General features: G+C 75.0%; 15 protein-coding genes and 1 pseudogene. 10 read left to right on the top strand and 6 right to left on the bottom strand.

Features of this window, described 5'->3' with window-relative positions:
* Positions 1-18: 18 nt before the first annotated feature.
* Positions 19-621, bottom strand: coding sequence for a TetR-like C-terminal domain-containing protein (locus tag ABZ899_RS30770; protein WP_361352399.1), 603 nt, complete (start codon positions 619-621; stop codon positions 19-21).
* Positions 622-830: 209 nt separating this feature from the next.
* Positions 831-2,084 carry a D-arabinono-1,4-lactone oxidase gene (locus ABZ899_RS30765; protein WP_361352397.1) on the bottom strand — a complete coding sequence of 418 codons (1,254 nt, stop codon included), beginning with the start codon at positions 2,082-2,084 and terminating at the stop codon, positions 831-833.
* A 120-nt stretch (positions 2,085-2,204) separates the two neighbouring features.
* Here ABZ899_RS30765 and ABZ899_RS30760 point away from each other — a divergent pair, with 120 nt between their 5' ends.
* From ABZ899_RS30760 to ABZ899_RS30735, 6 genes are all read left to right on the top strand, one after another.
* Positions 2,205-3,215 (top strand): hydroxyacid dehydrogenase, encoded by a 1,011-nt coding sequence (locus ABZ899_RS30760; protein ID WP_361352394.1) that lies wholly within the window; start codon positions 2,205-2,207, stop codon positions 3,213-3,215.
* A gap of 108 nt (positions 3,216-3,323) precedes the next feature.
* Entirely contained in the window at positions 3,324-4,643 is a 1,320-nt protein-coding gene (locus tag ABZ899_RS30755) for a radical SAM protein (RefSeq protein WP_361352392.1), read from the top strand.
* A 219-nt stretch (positions 4,644-4,862) separates the two neighbouring features.
* Complete coding sequence (locus ABZ899_RS30750; protein WP_361352389.1) at positions 4,863-6,344, top strand: cellulose binding domain-containing protein; 1,482 nt, start codon at positions 4,863-4,865, stop codon at positions 6,342-6,344.
* 229 nt (positions 6,345-6,573) lie between these two features.
* A complete protein-coding gene (gene rsgA / locus ABZ899_RS30745; protein ID WP_361352387.1) occupies positions 6,574-7,680 on the top strand; it encodes a ribosome small subunit-dependent GTPase A in 1,107 nt (368 codons plus the stop codon).
* Between the two features lie 79 nt (positions 7,681-7,759).
* Entirely contained in the window at positions 7,760-9,166 is a 1,407-nt protein-coding gene (locus tag ABZ899_RS30740; RefSeq protein WP_361352476.1) for an AlkA N-terminal domain-containing protein, read from the top strand.
* Positions 9,163-9,681: a methylated-DNA--[protein]-cysteine S-methyltransferase gene (locus tag ABZ899_RS30735; protein ID WP_361352386.1), complete on the top strand. Its 519-nt coding sequence runs from the start codon at positions 9,163-9,165 to the stop codon at positions 9,679-9,681. The genes ABZ899_RS30740 and ABZ899_RS30735 overlap by 4 nt, the downstream gene beginning before the upstream one ends.
* Positions 9,682-9,700: 19 nt before the next feature.
* Here ABZ899_RS30735 and ABZ899_RS30730 read toward each other — a convergent pair.
* Positions 9,701-9,805 (bottom strand): annotated as a pseudogene (locus ABZ899_RS30730) (DUF456 domain-containing protein); the annotation flags it as partial.
* Positions 9,806-9,997: 192 nt separating this feature from the next.
* Between ABZ899_RS30730 and ABZ899_RS30725 the strand changes: the two are divergent.
* Positions 9,998-11,278, top strand: a complete 1,281-nt coding sequence (locus ABZ899_RS30725; RefSeq protein ID WP_361352383.1) for a protein phosphatase 2C domain-containing protein — start codon at positions 9,998-10,000, stop codon at positions 11,276-11,278.
* Here the strand turns inward: ABZ899_RS30725 and ABZ899_RS30720 are convergent, their stop codons facing one another.
* The gene (locus ABZ899_RS30720) at positions 11,279-12,610 is read right to left on the bottom strand and encodes a helix-turn-helix transcriptional regulator (RefSeq protein ID WP_361352380.1); all 1,332 of its coding nucleotides are present in this window, start codon (positions 12,608-12,610) and stop codon (positions 11,279-11,281) included. It lies immediately after the preceding gene.
* A 236-nt stretch (positions 12,611-12,846) separates the two neighbouring features.
* Here ABZ899_RS30720 and ABZ899_RS30715 point away from each other — a divergent pair, with 236 nt between their 5' ends.
* Positions 12,847-13,461, top strand: coding sequence for a hypothetical protein (locus ABZ899_RS30715; RefSeq protein WP_361352377.1), 615 nt, complete (start codon positions 12,847-12,849; stop codon positions 13,459-13,461).
* 560 nt (positions 13,462-14,021) lie between these two features.
* Positions 14,022-14,501: an ATP-binding protein gene (locus ABZ899_RS30710; RefSeq protein ID WP_361352374.1), complete on the top strand. Its 480-nt coding sequence runs from the start codon at positions 14,022-14,024 to the stop codon at positions 14,499-14,501.
* Between the two features lie 69 nt (positions 14,502-14,570).
* On the opposite strand, the gene ABZ899_RS30705 is transcribed toward ABZ899_RS30710, so the two are convergent.
* On the bottom strand, positions 14,571-15,608 hold the full coding sequence (locus tag ABZ899_RS30705) for a DUF2637 domain-containing protein (RefSeq protein WP_361352371.1): 1,038 nt from the start codon (positions 15,606-15,608) through the stop codon (positions 14,571-14,573).
* A 348-nt stretch (positions 15,609-15,956) separates the two neighbouring features.
* The gene (locus tag ABZ899_RS30700; RefSeq protein ID WP_361352368.1) at positions 15,957-16,808 is read right to left on the bottom strand and encodes a (2Fe-2S)-binding protein; all 852 of its coding nucleotides are present in this window, start codon (positions 16,806-16,808) and stop codon (positions 15,957-15,959) included.
* 154 nt (positions 16,809-16,962) lie between these two features.
* On the opposite strand from ABZ899_RS30700, the gene ABZ899_RS30695 reads away from it, so the two are divergent.
* The gene (locus tag ABZ899_RS30695; protein WP_361352365.1) at positions 16,963-17,763 is read left to right on the top strand and encodes a GntR family transcriptional regulator; all 801 of its coding nucleotides are present in this window, start codon (positions 16,963-16,965) and stop codon (positions 17,761-17,763) included.
* Positions 17,764-18,117 lie beyond the last annotated feature (354 nt).

The following is an 18,117-nucleotide window of genomic DNA, read 5'->3' as shown; positions in this document are numbered from 1 at the left end:
AGCTTCCAGTCTAAGTGGTCAGCGGGGCGCCTGGGGCGGTGGCCGGTCGGGCCCGCCGCGCGGCCAGTGCGTGAGGGCCACGTGCAGCGCGTCGACGGCCCGGTCCCACGACTCCTCCACGTCCCGGGGGGCGCCGAACGCCCCGGTGGACTCCAGCGAGCAGTAGCCGTGGAAGGTGCTGCGCAGCAGCCGGACGGCGTCGGTGAGGTCGGGCTCGTCCAGCCCGTAGGCGCGCAGCACCCCGTAGGTGATCTCGGCGGTGCGGCGCAGCGCGGGGGAGCCGGCGATCAGCTCCTGGTCGATCGGCATCTGGGTCGCGGCGTAACGGCCGGGGTGCTCCAGGGCGTACGCCCGGTAGGCCCCCGCGAAGGCGACGAGCGCGTCCTTGCCGGCGCGTCCCGCCACGGCCGCCGCGATCCGGTCGATCAGCTCGCCGCCGGCCAGCAGCGCCACCCGGGTCCGCAGGTCCTGGAGGTTTCTGACATGCGAGTAGAGACTCGCGTCCTTCACCCCGAAGTGCCGGGCGAGCGCGGACAGGCTGACGTTCTCGAACCCCACCTCGTCGGCGAGTTCGGCCGCCGCCGCGGCGAGGCGGTCGGCGGTCAGTCCTGCGCGGGCCATGGGGGTCCTTCGGGGAGAGGGGAGGTGACAGGCCCGCATGCTAATGCCCCGGCGGTGCCACGGGCCGGGGCCGCCCGCCGGGCGGCCGGGCGCCGGCGCGGCGTCAGGCCGCGGTGGGGCGCCGCGTTCGACGAGGGCTCGGGAAAGGGGCCGTACGACGTCGGTCCGACGGCTGCCGGGGAGCCAGCGCGCGGCCCCCGGTCCCCGGCTCAGTCCCCCAGCACGTCCCGCACGAACGCGTTGGCGAACGTGCCCTTCGGGTCCAGCTCGCGGGCCAGCGCCCGGAAGTCGTCGAGCCGCGGATACCGGGCGCGCAGCTTGGCGGCGGGCGTCGTGAACACCTTCCCCCAGTGCGGCCGCGGGGCGAAGGCGTCCAGCGCCGCCTCCAGCCGCCGCACCACCGGCAGCACCGCCGCCGTGTCCTCGATCCACGTGAAGTGCAGGGCCACCGTGTCCCTCCCGTACGACGGGCTGAGCCACTGCCCGTCGGCGGCGACCGTGCGCACCTCGCAGGTCTGCAGCACCGGGGCGACGGTGTCCCGGATCGCGTCGACCGCGTGCAGCGCCTCCAGGGCGCGGGCGCGCGGCAGGAGGTACTCCGACTGCAGCTCGGCCCCGCTGCTCGGCGTGAACTCCGCCCGGAAGTGCGGCAGCCGCTCGTGCCACGGCCCCGGCACCCCGAACTGCTCGGTGCAGTTCACGGCGGGCATCCCCGGCACCGGGTGCAGCTTCTCGGTGGCGGGCGCGGCCCACGGCACGTCGGGCAGCGGCTGGTCGGTGCGCCGCTTCAGCCACACCTGCCGGAAGCCCGGCGCGCGCCAGTCGGTGAACAGGCTGACGCTGTACGCCGCCGACATCACCGCGTCGAAGGCCGCCGGGTCCAGGCCGGCCAGCGGCAGCTCGGTGAACACGTGCTGCTCGACCTCGAAGGCCGGCTCCAGGTCGAGGGTGAGCGCGGTGACCACACCGAGGGCGCCCAGCGAGGTGACGGCACCCCCGAACCGCGGATCGCCCCGGCCTATCCGCACCGCCGAGCCGTCGGCGGTGATCAGCTCGACCTCGCGCACGGCCGACGCCAGCGAGCCGTTGCCGACCCCCGAGCCGTGCGTGCCGGTGGCGACGGAACCGGCCACCGAGATGTGCGGCAGCGACGCCATGTTGGGCAGCGCGAGGCCGTGCGCGTGCACGGCGCGGGCCAGCTCGGCGTACCGGACGCCGCCCGCGACACGGACCGTGGGCGCGGCGCCGTCGACGTCGACCAGCGGGGGCAGGGCCGCGATGGACAGCAGGACGCCCTCGGGGCCGGGCTCGGCGATCTCGTTGAAGGAGTGCCCGCTGCCCAGCACCCGCACCCGGGGGCTCGCGGCCACCAGGGCGGCGACCTCGTCGGGCGACACCGGGCGGTGCAGCTCCCCGGCGCCGTAGGTGATGTTGCCCGCCCAGTTGGTGATCGTCCCGGTCATCCTGTCGCCCTTCACGGTGCGTGTCTGTCGCGTTGACCCTCTCATCCGCGGATGCCTACGGTAGAGACCGTTTTCCACGACCGACGTCCGGGCCCGTCCCGCCGAGCCGGAGGCCACGCGTTGCCCCAGCGGCCGTACGCCGTATTCGCCCTGTCCGCGGAGAACGTCCCGCTGGTCTTCCCGCCCCCGGTGCTGGCGCGGCTGCGCGAGGCGGTGGACGTCGACGCCGACCCGGTGGCCGAGGACTTCGCGGACCCACGGGTGAAGGACGCCCTGGCCCGCGCCGAGATCCTGGTCACCGGCTGGGGTACCCCCCGGCTGGACGCGGCCGCGCTGGACGCCGTCCCGCGCCTGCGGGCCGTGCTGCACGCGGCCGGCTCGGTCAAGGGGATCGTGACGCCCGAGCTGTGGCGCCGGGGCATCGCCGTCAGCTCGGCGGCGGCCGCGAACGCCCTGCCCGTGGCCGAGTACACGCTCGCCATGATCCTGCTCTCCGGCAAGGACCTCTTCGCCGTCCGCGACCGGCTGCGCGCCGAGCGGGACGCCTTCGGGGGGTGGGGGCTGCTGCCCGGCACCGGCAACCTCGGCCGCCGGGTCGGCGTCATCGGCGCCTCGCGCACCGGCCGCCGCCTGATCGAGCTGCTGCGCCCCTTCGACCTGGTGCCCGCCCTGTCCGACCCGTACGCCGACGAGGAGACGGCCGCCGCCCTCGGCGCCCCCCTGCTGCCGCTGGACGAACTGCTGCGCACCTCGGACGTCGTGACCGTCCACGCTCCCGCCACCCCCGAGACGCGGCATCTGATCGGCGCCCGCGAGCTCGCCCTCATGCCGGACGGCGCCGTCCTGATCAACACCGCGCGGGGCTCGCTGCTCGACCACGACGCCCTGATCGCCGAGCTGCGCACCGGCCGTCTCTCCGCGGTCCTCGACGTCACCGACCCGGAGCCGCTGCCCGCCGCGTCCCCGCTCTACGACCTGCCGAACGTCGTCCTCACCCCGCACCGGGCGGGCTCCCAGGGCAACGAGACGGCCCGGCTCGGCCTCGTCGTCGCCGAGGAGGCGGCCCGCCTCGCCGCGGGCTCCCCGCTCGCCCACGCGGTCGACCCGGCGGCGCTGGAGCACGAGGCGTAGCCCCCCGCGTGACGCCCCGACCGGCTCGGAAGGGGCCCCGGCGCGGCCCGCGCGCGGGCGGGGGCATACCGTGAGGAGTCGTACGCCTGAGCCGGGAGGAGATTACGGATGGGCAGTCGCACCGCACTGGTCGAGGATCTGATGGAGCGATTCCCGCACGTTCCGCGGGAAGCCGTCTTCAAGGAGGATCTGCTCCGGGGCGGGGTCGCCTTCGACCCGTCCGCCCTGAGCGACAACGAGGGCGGTGAGGTCAAGCCGAAGTCGTACTTCATCTTCTCGTTCGACCACGGCACCCTGCCCGAGCTCGGCGAGGCCGCCCTGCGGCGCCCGCCCGAGGAGATCATCCTCACCGGCGGCCCCTACGACCTGCGCCGCACCGTCGTGTCGGTCCGGGTAAACCCGTCGTCCCCGTACCGGGTCGCCGCCGACGAGCACGGCATGCTCGGCCTCTACCTGGACGGCAGGCGCATCTCGGACGTCGGCGTGCCGCCCATGCCCGAGTACTACCGGCACAAGCTGTCCAACGGGAAGTCGGTGATGGAGGTCGCCCCCACCATCCAGTGGGGCTACCTGATCTACCTGACCGTCTTCCGGGTCTGCCAGTACTTCGGCGCCAAGGAGGAGTGCCAGTACTGCGACATCAACCACAACTGGCGCCAGCACAAGGCGGCGGGGCGGCCCTACACCGGGGTGAAGGACGTCGAGGAGGTCCTGGAGGCCCTGGAGATCATCGACCGGTACGACACGGCGAAGGCGTCCACCGCCTACACCCTCACCGGCGGCGCGATCACCAAGACCGTCTCCGGGCGTGACGAGGCCGACTTCTACGGCCACTACGCCAAGGCCATCGAGGAGCGCTTCCCCGGCCGCTGGATCGGCAAGGTCGTCGCCCAGGCGCTGCCCAAGGACGACGTGCAGCGCTTCAAGGACTACGGCGTGCAGATCTACCACCCCAACTACGAGGTGTGGGACGAGTACCTGTTCAAGATGTACTGCCCGGGCAAGGAGCGGTACGTCGGCCGCGACGAGTGGCACAAGCGCATCCTGGACTCGGCGGAGATCTTCGGCGCCCGCAACGTGATCCCCAACTTCGTGGCGGGCGTGGAGATGGCCGAGCCGTTCGGCTTCAAGACCGTCGACGAGGCGATCGCGTCGACCACGGAGGGTCTGCGCTTCTTCATGTCCCAGGGCATCACGCCCCGCTTCACCACCTGGTGCCCCGAGCCGACGACCCCGCTCGGCAAGGCCAACCCGCACGGCGCGCCGCTGGAGTACCACATCCGGCTGCTGCAGGCGTACCGGCAGACCATGGAGGAGTTCGGCCTGTCCTCGCCTCCCGGCTACGGCCCGCCCGGACCCGGCCGCGCGGTGTTCTCCGTCAGTTCCTTCATGGACAGCCTTCCGGCCGAGGAGTCCGCCGCGGTATAGGTGGGGACACGGGTGAGCCGGACGGGATCCGCATTCGTGCCTCGGGCCACGGGTACGGGTACGGGTACGGGTACGGGTCGCCACGGTCCGTCATGACGTCTGAACAGAGCGCTTGTCAGTTCTGACGGAGACGTGAAAAGCTCCTGCCCTGCCGCGAGGTATCCCTCAACTCCCCTTCGCCATGGGCGAGTTGTCCTCGGATGTGGATGCAGGAGACTCATGCCGGACCTGCCGACCCCTCAGGACGCCACCGAGGCCGCCCTGTTCGCCGACTGCTGGGACGCCGTGCTGTCGTACGCCGACCTGTGCACCGTCGGCCCCGAGTCGGCGGGCCGTCTGGCCTCGGAGGCCTTCGCGGCCGGACTGCGCGAGGCCCGCGAGGCCGGGACGGGGCCGGGCGTCGCCCGCCGTCCGGCCCGGCTGCCCCGCATCCCCCTCCTGCTGGTCGCCGTGCGCACCACGGCGGCCGCCTGGGAGGAGGGCGGCCGCGGCGACGGCCTCGACCCCGACCTGCGGCTGTGGCTCAACTCCGAGCACGCCGCCCGCTACACCGGCCCGCCGCTCGGACGCCCGGTCGCGCTGCGCGGACTGCGGGACATGCAGGAACCGGACGGGGCCCTGCTGTGGCTGGCCGAGGTCGAGGCGCTGCCGCCGCACGTCGTCGCCCGCAGGCTGGGCCTCGACCCGGCCACCGTCTCCGACGAACTCGCCCAGGTGCGCGGCCTGTTCAGGGACCGCTGCCGGCGCAACCACCTCGACACCCCGATGGACGCGCGCTGCCGCAGCTACGCCCGCCTCCTCGACGCCGTGACCCGCTCACCCGCCGCCGACATCCCCGGCGACCTCTCGCGCCACCTCGCCACCTGTGTGCCGTGCGCCGAGGCAGCCGCCTGTCTGCGGCCGCACGGCGGAGGTCTGCCCGCCGCCCTCGCCGGAGGCGTCCTCGGCTGGGGCGGCCTCGCCTATGTGGAGCGCCGCCGCCGCGCCGCCGAGGCCCGCCTGGCCGCGCACCCCGACGCGGACGCGGAGACCGGTCCGGCCCGCCCCGGCGCCCACAAGGCGCGGATGGCGCGCGGCGCCCTGCTCGTCACCGCCGTCCTCGTCTCCGGGCTCGCCCTCGCGGTGTCGATGACCCAGGGCGGCTCCTCAGCCGGCACCCGCGCGGCCGACGGCGACCTCGCCGAACGCCCCCCGGCCGCCGACCCCACGATCTCCCTGCCGGTCACGGCCGCCACCCGGCCGGCCCGGGAGGCCCCGGACCCGTCCGCGAGCGCCTCCCGCGGCACACACCCCGCCACGCGCGACCCCGACCCCGGACCGCAGGGCACCACCTCCCCGACGGCCCGCCCGGACGCGCCCCGGCCGTCCACGGCCGAAGCCCCCTCCTGCACGGCCGTCTACGACCTCGTCAACGAGTGGCCCGACGGCTTCCAGGCCATCGTCACCGTCACCACCGACCGCGCCCTGGAGGGCTGGCGCGTCGCCTGGTCCTTCCGGGACGGCCAGCGGGTCGGCCAGATGTGGGACGCCGCCTTCGTCCAGAACGGCTCCCGCGTCACCGCCACCGCGGCCGACTACAACAAGTCCGTCGCGGCCGGCGGCAAGATCACCTTCGGCTTCCTGGGCTCCTGGCGGGGCGCCAACTCCCCGGCGTACGACCTCACCCTCGACGGCCGGGCCTGCACCCTGAAAACCCGTTGACGGCGGTGCGCGGGACCCGGCTAGAGTGACGGCGTTCCCCCAGCGGTGGCCTCATGGCCGTCGCAGTCCGGCGGAAGTGACGAGGAGGTGTCGACCGATGGCTGTCTTTGCGACGAGCGCTGCCCGCAGGCAATCCATCCCGTCCACCTCCGTGGCCACCGGCTGACACCACACTCCTCGCGCGCCCTCACGCGCGCCGGCCGGGGCCGCCCCTGTGAAGGGTCACCCGTTGACTTCCAGCTCCGCTGCTTCCTCCGTCCACCCCGCGCTCGCCCCTTACGGCTGGGACGCGGCATGGGCGGACGCCTTCGCCCCGCACGCGGCCGAAGGACTCCTCCCCGGACGCGTCGTCCGCGTCGACCGGGGCCAGTGCGACGTCGTCACCGCCGACGGCGTCGTCCGCGCCGACACGGCCTTCGTCACCCCGCACGACCCGATGAAGGTCGTGTGCACGGGCGACTGGGTCGCCGTCGACCCCGCGGGCGCCCACCCGCGCTACGTCCAGGCGTATCTGCCGCGCCGCACCGCCTTCGTGCGGTCCACCTCCTCCAAGCGGTCCGAGGGGCAGATCCTCGCGGCCAACGTCGACCACGCCATCGTCGCCGTCTCCCTGGCCGCCGAGCTCGATCTCGGCCGGATCGAGCGGTTCCTCGCGCTGGCCTGGGAGTCGGGCGCCCAGCCGGTCGTGGTCCTCACCAAGGCCGACCTCGTGCCGGACGCGGTGACGCTCGCGTACCTCGTGCAGGACGTGGAGACCACGGCACCCGGCGTGCCCGTGCTCCCGGTCAGCAGCGTGGACGGGGCCGGCCTCGACGTGCTCGTCGCCCTGGTCGGCGGCGGCACCAGCGTGCTGCTCGGGCAGTCCGGCGCGGGTAAGTCCACCCTCGCCAACGCACTGCTCGGCGAGGACGTCATGGAGGTGCGGGCCACCCGTGACGTGGACGGCAAGGGCCGCCACACCACCACCACCCGCAACCTTCTCGCCCTGCCCGGCGGCGGGGTCCTCATCGACACACCGGGGCTGCGCGGCGTCGGCCTCTGGGACGCCGGGACCGGCGTCGGGCAGGTCTTCTCCGAGATCGAGGAACTCGCCGAGCGCTGCCGCTTCCACGACTGCGCCCACGAGGCCGAACCGGGCTGCGCCGTACTGGAAGCGATCGACTCCGGTGAGCTGCCGGTGCGACGGCTGGAGAGCTACCGCAAGCTCATGCGGGAGAACCAGTACATCGTGGCCAAGACCGACGCGCGGCTGCGCGCCGAGCTGCGCCGGGAGTGGAAGCGGAAGGGGGCGCAGGGCCGGGCCGCCATGGAGGCCAAGCGCGGCCGGATGCGTTGACGCACACTCCTCCAGCTGCAATTCCTCGGTGTCCGATTCCCGCCAGCGCCGCCCCCGGGCACGGCGGACACTGGACAGCGTGAAGGACGAGGACAGCAGGTACGAGGCGGTGCGCAGCCGCGACGCCCGGTTCGACGGCGAGTTCTTCTTCGCCGTCGAGACGACCGGCGTCTACTGCCGCCCCAGCTGCCCGGCCGTCACGCCGAAGCGGCGGAACGTGCGGTTCTTCGCGACGGCCGCCGCCGCGCAGAGCTCGGGCTTCCGGGCCTGCCGGCGGTGCCGTCCGGACGCCGTCCCCGGCTCCGCCGCCTGGAACGTGCGGGCGGACGTCGTGGGCCGGGCGATGCGGCTGATCGGAGACGGGATCGTCGACCGGGAGGGCGTAGCCGGGCTCGCCGCCCGGCTCGGCTACAGCACCCGGCAGGTGCAGCGGCAGCTCACCGCCGAGCTCGGCGCGGGACCCGTCGCACTGGCCCGCGCCCAGCGGGCCCACACCGCGCGGGTGCTGCTCCAGACGACCGGCCTGCCGATCACCCGGATCGCCTTCGCCGCCGGCTTCGCCAGCGTCCGGCAGTTCAACGACACGATCCGGGCCGTGTACGCCCGCACACCGAGCGAGCTGCGCGCCGCCGCACCCCGGGGCGGGCGCCCCGACGGGCGTACGGCCGCCCCGTCCGGCGGCATCCCGCTGCGGCTCGCCCACCGGGGCCCGTACCACGCCGGGACCGTCTTCGACCTGCTCGCCGAGGAGGCCGTGCCCGGCGTCGAGGAGGTCACCGGCCCGCCCGGCGACCGGCTCTACCGCCGCACCCTGTGCCTCCCGCACGGCAGTGCCGTCGCCGCCGTGGCGGAGAGGACCGCCGCGACCGGCCGGGGCGGGGCCACCCACCCCGGCGGCTGGCTCGACGCCCGGCTCCACCTCACCGATCTCCGCGACCTGACGACGGCCGTGCAGCGGCTGCGGCGCCTGTTCGACCTGGACGCCGACCCGTACGCCGTCGACGCGCGGCTCGGCGCCGACGCCCGGCTCGCCCCCCTGGTCGCGGCCCGGCCCGGACTGCGCTCACCCGGCGCCGCCGACCCCGACGAACTGGCTGTACGGGCCCTCGTCGGGCCCCAGCGGGCCGCCGAACTGGTCCTGCGGTACGGCAAGGCGCTCGACGCGCCCAGCGGCGGCCTCACCCATCTGTTCCCCGAGCCCGCCGTGCTCGCCGGCGCCGAACCCGGCGGACCGCTGGGCGCGCTGACCGCCGCCCTCGCCGACGGCGCCGTACGGCTGGACGCGGGCGCCGACCGGGACGAGGCGTACCGTGCCCTGCGGGACCTGCCCGGCCTGGACGCCCGTACCGGCGCCGTGATCCGCACCCGCGCCCTCGCGGACCCGGACGTGGCGCCGCCCGGCACCGATCCGCCCGACGCGTGGCGCCCCTGGCGCTCCTACGCGCTGCGCCACCTGCGCGCAGCGGGCGAGCCCGACCCCCGATGACCACGACCGAGAGGACCGCCATGGCCCCCCGCATCCCCTGGACCGAGGCCGACAGCCCCCTCGGCCCCCTCCTGCTCACCGCCGACCCCTCCACCGGCGCCCTGACCTCCGTGTCCGTGCCGGGCCAAAAGGGCGGCCGGACGGTCCTGGCGGACTGGCGGCACGACCCGGGGCCCTTCCGCGCCGCCGAGGAGCAGCTCGCCGCCTACTTCGCCGGGGAGCTCAAGGAGTTCCACCTGGAACTGAGCACGCACGGCAGCGTGTTCAGGGAGCGCGTCTGGGCCGCCCTGGACGACGTCCCGTACGGCGCCACCACGACCTACGGCGAGATCGCCGCACGCATCGGCGCCTCCCGGCCCGCCGTCCGGGCCGTCGGCGGCGCGATCGGCGCGAATCCGCTGCTCGTCGTACGCCCCTGCCACCGGGTGATCGGTGCCGACGGCTCCCTGACGGGATACGCGGGGGGACTCGAGCGCAAGGTCCGGCTGCTCACCCTGGAGGGAACGCTCCCCTGAGAGCCGTCAGCCCCAGGAAGAACCCCAGGAACGAGCCCGCCGCCGCGTACGCCGCCATCCGGCGCCCGGCCCAGTCGGGGCGCAGGCGCCGGGGCGGGAGCGCCCGGCGCACCACCTGGGAGACCCCGTCCGACCAGAGCGCGGGAGGCCCGTCAGAACGCGCTGATCAGCGGCTGCCGCCCGGGCGCCAGGGCCCGCGGTGCCCCCTCGTACGCCCGTTCGCCCTGTCACCCGACGTGTCCCTCTCGGTGCCGTACGCGGCCGGATTTCCCGATGCCCCGTTCCCATCCGGGCCCCGCGGGGAACAATCGGGGGCATGAATCAGCAGGGGGGCAAGCCCGCCGGTCACGAGGACGACTGGTGGGGCCGGCTGTACGGCGGCGCCGAGGACGCGGGCCCGTCCGCGGCGCCCGACTCGCTCGACGACCGGTACGCCTCGGCCGCGGGGACGGTGAACCAGCGGCCGGACACCGTCCCGGCACAGCGGTCCGACCCGGACGCGCCCGGGCGGGGAGCGCCGGCGTTCCCCGCCGGTCTGCCCAGGCCGCCCGGCTTCACCGTGGAACCGCAACCGGAACCGGCTCCGGTGGACGAGGAGACGCCCCCGCCGCCCGCCCGGGACCGGCCGGCCCGCGCGCTGGACTACGTGGGTGCCGGCCCGCCCACCTACGACCCCGAACCGACCGCGCTGCCCCCGGCCGGCCCGGACGACCTCGACGACCTGGTCCCCGACACCGTCCTCGACGGCGCCCGCTACGGCACCGCCACCCTGCGGGCCGTGTCCCTGCGCGGCGACTCCGCCCGCTACCGGGGCGAGCCCCGCCGCGACTCCCTGCTCATCGCCCGCTTCGGCAGCGCCGAACACGCCCTCGTCCTGGTCGCGATGGCCACCGGCGCCCGCGCCACCACCGGCGCCCACCGGGCCGCCGCCGAGGCGTGCCACTGGATCGGCCGGGCCGTGGGCCGCAGCCACGAACGGCTCGCCCGGGACATGCGGGCCGGCCGGCGCGGCGACCTGAAGTCCGGGCTGCACCGCCTCACCGGCCGCAGCCTCGGGCGGCTGCGCGCCGGCGCCGTCGAACAGGGCGTGGACCCGGAGGAGTACGCGGCCACCCTGCGCTGCCTGCTGCTGCCCGCCGACCCCGAGTGCCGGACGCGGGTCTTCTTCGGAGCCGGCGACGGAGGGCTGTTCCGGCTGCGGGACGGGGAGTGGCAGGACATCGAGCCGCGGGTCACCGACGCCGCCGGCGAACCCGTCGTCGGCTTCGGCTCGTTGCCCGCCGAGACCCCCGACGGCGACCGGCTCACCATGGACCTCGGCATCCCGACCCCGCCGAGCCCCTACGAACCGGCGCCCGAGCCGCCCCGCGAGCCGTTCCGCTTCCGTGCCTCCGTGGCCCGCCCAGGCGACACCCTGCTGCTGTGCACGAGCGGTCTCGCCGACCCCCTGCGCGGCGAACCCGAACTCGCGGCGCACCTCCTGGGGCGCTGGTCCGGGTCCGGGCCGCCCGGACTCGCCGACTTCCTCGCCGACACCCAGGTCCGGGTCAAGGGCTACGCCGACGACCGTACGGCCGCCGCCGTCTGGGAGGCGTGATCAGCTGTACGGAACCCACGCCCGGTCGGACGTCTCGTACATGTAGCGCGGCAGCGACCCGACGCCCGTCGTACGGAACGGGCGGCCCGCGTCGTCGATGCGGACGGTGCCGGTGCGGCCCTGCGAGGACCAGTCGAGCTCCAGGTACCAGGAGCAGTCGCAGGTCTCGGTCTCCGCGGTGACCAGCAGCACCTCCGGATCCGTCGCGGAGACCTGGTAGGGCAGCCGCATCGCCGGGATCGGGGTGCCGGTGTCGTTGCCGTCCTGGGGGCGGGCGACGGGCCGGTCCCTGTCCAGGTCGACGTCGAAGAAGCGCGGTGTCAGGGCTCCGCCGCAGCCCCGGTCCATCGCGTAGACGGTGCCCTTCAGCGGCGCCGCACGGCTCACGACCCGCACCCGCAGCGCCTCCAGGACGACAGCCGTGGAACTGCGGCCCTGCACCGACACCCGCACCATGGTCTGCCCCCCGTGCACGGCGCCCAGGGAGGTCGCCCAGGTGCGGGCGTCCTGCGGTGGGGGAGGCGGCGGGACCTGCTGCGGCGGCCGGGTGAGGACGTAGTCGTGGCCGCACCCGGCCTGCCAGACGTGCGAGTCGACGCTCCAGGTCAGGGGTGTGCCCGCGGGCTTCGGCCGCCCGGCCCCCTTCGACGGTCCGCTGCCGCCCTCCTCGCGCGACGCGGACTTCTTCGAGCCGCGGGGGGAGGGGGAGGCCGTGGTCGCGGTGGGCGCGGGGGAGCGGGGCGGGGATGGGCGGGACGTGGGCGCGGGTGTCGTACGGGTCGGGTCGGCGGCCTGGACCCGGTCCGAACCGCGGGGCCGGTCGTCCGGTAGGGCGGCGAGGGTGCCGAGACCGGCGAGGAGGGCGGTGGCCGCCGCCGTGAGCACCAGCAGCCTCCGGCGCCGGGACCGGGGGCGGGTGGACGCGGGGGCGGGCGGGGGAGTGACGTCGGGCGCGGGCTCGGCCGGTGCCTCGGCCGTCTTCGCCGGCGCCTCGGTGGTCTCCTCCGGCTCCGGCTTCGGCTCCGGTGCCGGTGCCGGTGCCGGTGCGGCCGGCTTCGCGCCCTGGGTGCGCGCCCGCTGCCGGGCCGCCACCGCGAGGATCCACAGCCGGTGCAGTTCCAGCCGCTCCTCGGGGGTCGCCGCGCACAGTGCCGCGAACCGCTCCACGGGGGCGAAGTCGAGCGGGACGGCCTCGCCGGCGCAGTAGCGGTGCAGCGTGGAGGTGTTCATCGCGAGACGGCGGGCCAGTTGACCGTAGCTGCGGTCGGTGCGCTCCTTGAGCCGTCTGAGCAGCACCGCGAACTCCTGGACGTCGTCCCGCGCTTCCGACACCGTACCCCCGCGTCCTGTCCGTCCCAGGACGGCATCCCAGGCACTCCTTGTATGTGCACGTCACAGCGGCTGGGATGGTTCCACCGTCGCTGACCTGCGCCCGGCGCTTGCGGCCGCCCGCTGTGACGGCTGATGCTTCTGGTGCCGCACCGACGGGGCCGCGACGACCGAACGGCGTCGGTGGGGGCACTCTTCCACGGTCGTCACGCACCCATTCATCCCCCGGGGGGACACCCATGTCCAGGACCATCCGCACCGGTGTGCTCGCCGCGCTCGCCGTGGCGGGACTCACCGCCGGCTCCGCGCTCACCGCCGCACCGGCCGGCGCCGCGCCCAAGGCGCCCGCGCCGAAGTTCCTCTCGGCGTCCCAGCTGCCGCCGCATCCCTCCGGCTGGACCGCGGGCCCGGTCTCCGACGGGGTGCCGGAGGAGCTGGGGTTCTGCTTCGGTGAGGCGCTGCTCGCCTACGACATCCGCCACCGCGACTTCCGCACCGACCTGGACACCAACGCCCAGCAGATCGTCGTCGTGGTCGGCGACGACGCCAAGGCGAAGGCCCTCGCCCGGCGCCTCGACCAGGAGGTCCGGCGCTGTGCGCTGCGGGCCGACGCCGACCCCGAGATCGAGGCCGAGTACCGCACGTACGGCACGCTGCCGGTGGAGGAGGGGGCCCGGGTGCACGGGGTGCACACCCGCGCGGCGTGGGGCGCGACGGACATCGGCCTGACGTCGGTCGGCCGGGACGGCGGCACGGTCACCGTCGTCCGGTGGGGGCAGATGGGGGACTTCTCGGACGCGCCGGTGAAGGCGTTCAGGAAGACGACCACCACCGCGGTCGGCAAGCTGTACTGACCGCACGGCCGGCCCGTCACGGGGGCCGCCCTCCCGTACGGGGGTCGGGCGGGCGGCCCCGGCGGGCGCGGGACAGCGTCCCGTTTCAGCCACTTTCCCAGGACGGGGGCGTCGGCGCCGAGGGGTCTCGGCCGCCGACACCCCCGTCCACCGGTGTGTCCGCACCGGGTACGCCGTCTTCGGCAGGGCCGGGTCGGCGTTCCGTGTGATCCCGTCCGGTTCCGATGCCCTCGCGCCCGTCGGCGCGGCGGCCGTGTGCCGGAGCGCAGCACGGCCCTCTCCTGCCCGCACCGGAGGACGCCCCCGCCTCGTGCCGTCGCAAACCCCGTCGCGTCCCGTTCCGGGCGCACGGCGGGTGACGGTCGGGGCCCGGCGGGCCCGCCGGGCGGTCGCGGCGCGCTGTGTTCGGCCCTTCACCCACCTGTACGGACCGGCCACCGATGGCCGAACACCTGGTCGTCGACGACGGGACATGACTGTTCGCCACCGCGACCGGGGAAGGGTTCCCGTGAACGTGTTCGACCAGGAGGGGAACCGACATCGGCACGCAGGCGGGGGTCATGAAGAGGCAGGCACGGGGAGGCGGGTCCACGGCGTACGGGGCCTCCTCGGCGGAGACGGTGGAGGACGGGACCGCGGACGCCGGGGACCACACGCGGACCTCCCAGCTCAGGCGCAGACTCGGCCGGGCCGACCTGCGGGCGGTACCGGAGGCGCGCAGGGCGCTGCGCGAACTGCTGTGGCAGTGCGGCAGGACCGGTGGTTCCGACACCGCCGAACTGCTCACCAGCGAACTCGTCACCAACGCACTCGTGCACACCGACCGGGACGCGGTCCTGACCGCGACCGTGGGACCGCACGGACTGCGCGTGGAGGTACGGGACTTCACGTCCCGGCGGCCCAGGATGCGCGTACCGGACGCCGACACCGGTACGAACGGCCGGGGCCTGCTGCTCGTCCAGTCCCTGGCGGATGCCTGGGGGGTGCGCGTGCACGGCGTGGGCAAGGTGGTGTGGTTCGAACTCGGCGCCGACGTGTGACGCCGACCAGGACGGGAAGGGGCGCGACCCGTGCTGTGGGTCGCGCCCCTTCCCGTCGTCAGGACCGGCTCAGCCGAACTGCTGCTCCAGGTCCTTGAGCTTGCGCTCCAGCGAGTCCAGCCGCGGCAGCGCCATCGTGTCGTCCTCCGCGGTCAGGTCCACGGTCACCGGGTCCGAACCGGTGCGTACCGGCTCAAGGGAAGGGCGCGTGCGCACGGGCAGGGATTCCGGCGACGATATGGCAGGCTCCGCGGTGACCTGGGACGAGGCCGGCTCCAGGGCCTGCGGCTCGCCCTGCCGGCCGGTGCCGCGGCCGATGAACCCGCGGTGGCCGCGGCTGATGGCCTTGAGCTGGGCGCGCTCCATGCGCTCCTGCTCGCGGCGGCGCAGCCGGGCCGCCTCCTTCTGCCGCTTGTCCTCGCGGACCTCGTCGACCGCCTCGTCCAGGCTGCGCACGTTCTCCAGCAGCATGAGCGACCAGGCCCTGTACGTCTCGCGCGGGGCCCGCAGCCAGCGCACGATGCGGATCTGCGGCAGCGGACGCGGCACCAGACCCTGCTCGCGCAGCGCCGCCCGGCGGGTCTGCTTGAGGGCACGGTCGAACAGCACGGCCGCCGACAGGGACATGCCGGCGAAGAAGTGCGGGGCGCCGGCGTGGCTCAGGCCACGGGGCGCGTGGACCCAGTTGAACCAGGCCGCGGCACCCGCGAACGTCCACACGAGTATCCGGGAGCCGAGCGCCGCGTCGCCGTGGCTGGCCTCGCGCACGGCGAGCACGGAACAGAACATCGCCGCGCCGTCGAGACCGAACGGCACGAGGTACTGCCAGCCGTCGTTGAGGCCCAGGTTCTGCTCGCCGAAGCCGACCAGGCCCTTGAAGGAGAGCGCGGCGGCGACGGCGGCACAGCAGAAGAGGAGCACATAGGAAGCCGTGCCGTAGATGGCCTCCTTGCGCCGACGGCGCTCCTCGCTGCGCTCCCAGGAATCCTCGGCCGCGTGCTCCCCGGACCGCTTGCCGCGCGCGAGCACCGCCACCGCCGCCAGCATGCCCAGGAGCAGCACGGCGCCCGGAAGCAGCCAGTTCAGCGATATGTCGGTCAATCTCATCTGGGGTCCCTTGCATTGGGATAGGGCGTAACGCCCGCCATAGTGGCCCAATCCCGCTGGCCCTCAGGGGGTTTCGGGGCAAGAGGCCGCCAAGAAGGTGCAAGGGGATGCCCAGGGCGGCGTTCTGCTCGAACTGCCGCTTGAGGGGCGGGAGTTGAGTTCGAACAACACTACCCGTGCGGGTGGTTCCACGGAAAGTTCCCGCGCGAAGTGAGGAAGGCGTGAAACAAGTGTGGCCGAGTCCGGAGTGCCGTTCGCCGGTGATCTTAGGGCACGCGGTGGTGGCCGCGTTTCCGAGGGGGCGTCAGTTCGCCCAGGGGGCGCGGGAACAGGGCTCCACGCGCCCCTTCAGACCGTCGCGGCGAGGAGCTTGGCGAGGCGGTCGGCGTCGCAGGTGCGCGGGCAGGTCGCGCAGGTGTCCTCGGGGCGCAGCGTGTAGAACATGCAGCAGCTCGCCCGGTCGCGGGTGGGCAGCGCCTCGCCGTCCGGACCGGTCAGCTCACGGAAGGCGGCCGAACCCACATACGGCTTCGTCGCCCCCGGCAGCAGCAGCTCCAGCTCGCGGCGGGCCCGCTCCTGCTCGCCGTCCCCGAACAGGTGCGCCACGTACCAGAGGCCCTCGACCACCTCGTCCGTCGCCATGCCCCACAGGGCGCGCCCGCGCCGCCGCATCCGGGCGCCGAAGCCCCCGAGGATCGGCTCCAGGTGCTCCGCGACGGCCGCGCGCACCTCGGCCCGCAGGGCCTCCTCGTCGGGGACGACGCGCGCGCCGGGCAGGCCGGCCGCCGGGTCGCCGGGCAGGCAGGCGAAGGAGGCGGGACGCGCCGCGAGGCGGCCCAGGGGTGCGCCGGGGTCGGTGCGGTCGTACGAGACATGCGTCACGGGGAAGCGCGGGACGCGGCGGAGCAGGAACCACGGCACGGTGATCAGCAGGCACGCCGACCAGGCGTAGCGGTGCAGTCCGAAGCCGGCGACGACGTCCGGGCGGGCGGATCGGCCGTAGTCCCTCAGCACCTGGGCGTCGTCCCAGGCGAGGAACGCGTCGAGTCCGTCGCCGCCCTCCGCCAGCGCGCTCGCGGTGACCCAGCCGCCGTGCCGGGGCAGCGCCGCGTCGGTGGCGGGCTGGGTGATGTCGAGCCCCGGAAGGACCTCGGCGAGACGGGCGTAGGCGTGCGCGAGGGCTGAGGAGGGCACGGGCATCGGAGCCGCCAATCCGCGAGGCATTGAAGGTAAGGCTTACCTTACCCCCATCTCCGTGAGGTTTGAACTGTCGCGTTCTGCGCCTAAGGTGCTTGACGGGTGAGTAACAAGCCGCCGTAATACCCCCCGTACCGACCGTCCCGGAGGAGGACCCGTGAAGCAGGGCGCGCGAAGCTCCGCGACGACGGGGAGGCCGCGGACACCGCACGTCCAGGAGGCCGCGGCGGCCGCCCCGGACCCCCGGGTCCCGGCGCAGGGCGCGCCGTCCGCCGCCGCGCGCGGCGAGCACACCCACAGCGAGCGGCCCATCCCCGCGCCCCGCCCCGTCGTGCAGCGCGCCTCGGTGCGGGGGCAGATCCTCGACGCCCTGCGCACCGCGCTCGTCACCGGCGAGCTGGCGCCCGGCGCCGTCTACTCGGCCCCCGCCCTCGGCGAACGCTTCGGCGTCTCGGCGACCCCGGTACGGGAGGCCATGCAGCAACTGGCGCTGGAGGGCGCCGTCGAGGTGGTCCCCAACCGGGGGTTCCGGGTGGTCGAACGCGGAGCCCGGGACCTGGCCGAACTCGCCGAGGTCCGGGCGCTCGTCGAGGTCCCCGTCCTGCTCCGGCTCGCCCGCGCCGTGCCCGCCGAACGCTGGGCGGAGATGCGCCCGCTGGCCGAGGCGACCGTCCGTGCGGCGGCCACCGGATGCCGGGCCACCTACGCGGAGTCCGACCGCGTCTTCCACCGTGCCGTGCTCTCCCTCGCCGGCAACGCCCAGCTCGTGCGGATCGCCGACGACCTGCACCGCCGCGCCCAGTGGCCGCTGACCGGCCCGTCCCGCCCGCCGGGCCGCGGCCACGCCGACCTGCTGGCCGACGCCGCCGAGCACATCGCGCTGCTCGACGCCCTGATCGCCCGCGACCTGGAGGTCGTCCGCGCCGTGGTGGACGAACACTTCGCCGGCGCCCACTGAGGACGCCCCTCACGGCCCCTCAGGCACCGCCGGAGCCGGCTGCTCCGCCGGCCAGGCAGGTTGCCGGCCCGGCAGCCGGACCAGCCTCCGGTTCGCTGCCGTGCCGGGCGGTGGGACCGGTGCGGGAGTCGGTCTCGGTGGACCCGCGCCCTGCCTAGGCCGCCCCTCGGGCGCGTCCGTCGCGGTCTGTCGGCAGGCAGGGTCCCGGCCCAGCAGCCGGAAGAGCCTCCGGTTCGCTGCCGCGTCAGGCGCCGGGACCGGTGCGGGAGTGCGTCTCGGTGGACCCGCGCCCTGCCTAGGCCGCCCCTCCGGCGCGTCCGTCGCGGTCTGTCAGGCGGTCGCCGCCGGCGCCAC

Origin of the sequence: Streptomyces sp. NPDC046859 (assembly GCF_040645135.1) — a bacterium.
Lineage (GTDB): Bacteria > Actinomycetota > Actinomycetes > Streptomycetales > Streptomycetaceae > Streptomyces.
The sequence above is the reverse complement of the archived record's forward strand: the minus strand, read 5'-3'. Positions and strand labels throughout refer to the sequence as shown.

What these genes read in the sequence shown, in the direction of transcription:
- ABZ899_RS30770 (WP_361352399.1), bottom strand. Translation starts at nt 621, where the DNA reads ATGGCCCGCGCAGGACTGACCGCCGACCGCCTCGCCGCGGCGGCGGCC.
- ABZ899_RS30765 (WP_361352397.1), bottom strand. Translation starts at nt 2,084, where the DNA reads ATGACCGGGACGATCACCAACTGGGCGGGCAACATCACCTACGGCGCC.
- ABZ899_RS30755 (WP_361352392.1), top strand. Translation starts at nt 3,324, where the DNA reads ATGGGCAGTCGCACCGCACTGGTCGAGGATCTGATGGAGCGATTCCCG.
- ABZ899_RS30750 (WP_361352389.1), top strand. Translation starts at nt 4,863, where the DNA reads ATGCCGGACCTGCCGACCCCTCAGGACGCCACCGAGGCCGCCCTGTTC.
- ABZ899_RS30735 (WP_361352386.1), top strand. Translation starts at nt 9,163, where the DNA reads ATGACCACGACCGAGAGGACCGCCATGGCCCCCCGCATCCCCTGGACC.
- ABZ899_RS30725 (WP_361352383.1), top strand. Translation starts at nt 9,998, where the DNA reads ATGAATCAGCAGGGGGGCAAGCCCGCCGGTCACGAGGACGACTGGTGG.
- ABZ899_RS30715 (WP_361352377.1), top strand. Translation starts at nt 12,847, where the DNA reads ATGTCCAGGACCATCCGCACCGGTGTGCTCGCCGCGCTCGCCGTGGCG.
- ABZ899_RS30710 (WP_361352374.1), top strand. Translation starts at nt 14,022, where the DNA reads ATGAAGAGGCAGGCACGGGGAGGCGGGTCCACGGCGTACGGGGCCTCC.
- ABZ899_RS30705 (WP_361352371.1), bottom strand. Translation starts at nt 15,608, where the DNA reads ATGAGATTGACCGACATATCGCTGAACTGGCTGCTTCCGGGCGCCGTG.
- ABZ899_RS30700 (WP_361352368.1), bottom strand. Translation starts at nt 16,808, where the DNA reads ATGCCCGTGCCCTCCTCAGCCCTCGCGCACGCCTACGCCCGTCTCGCC.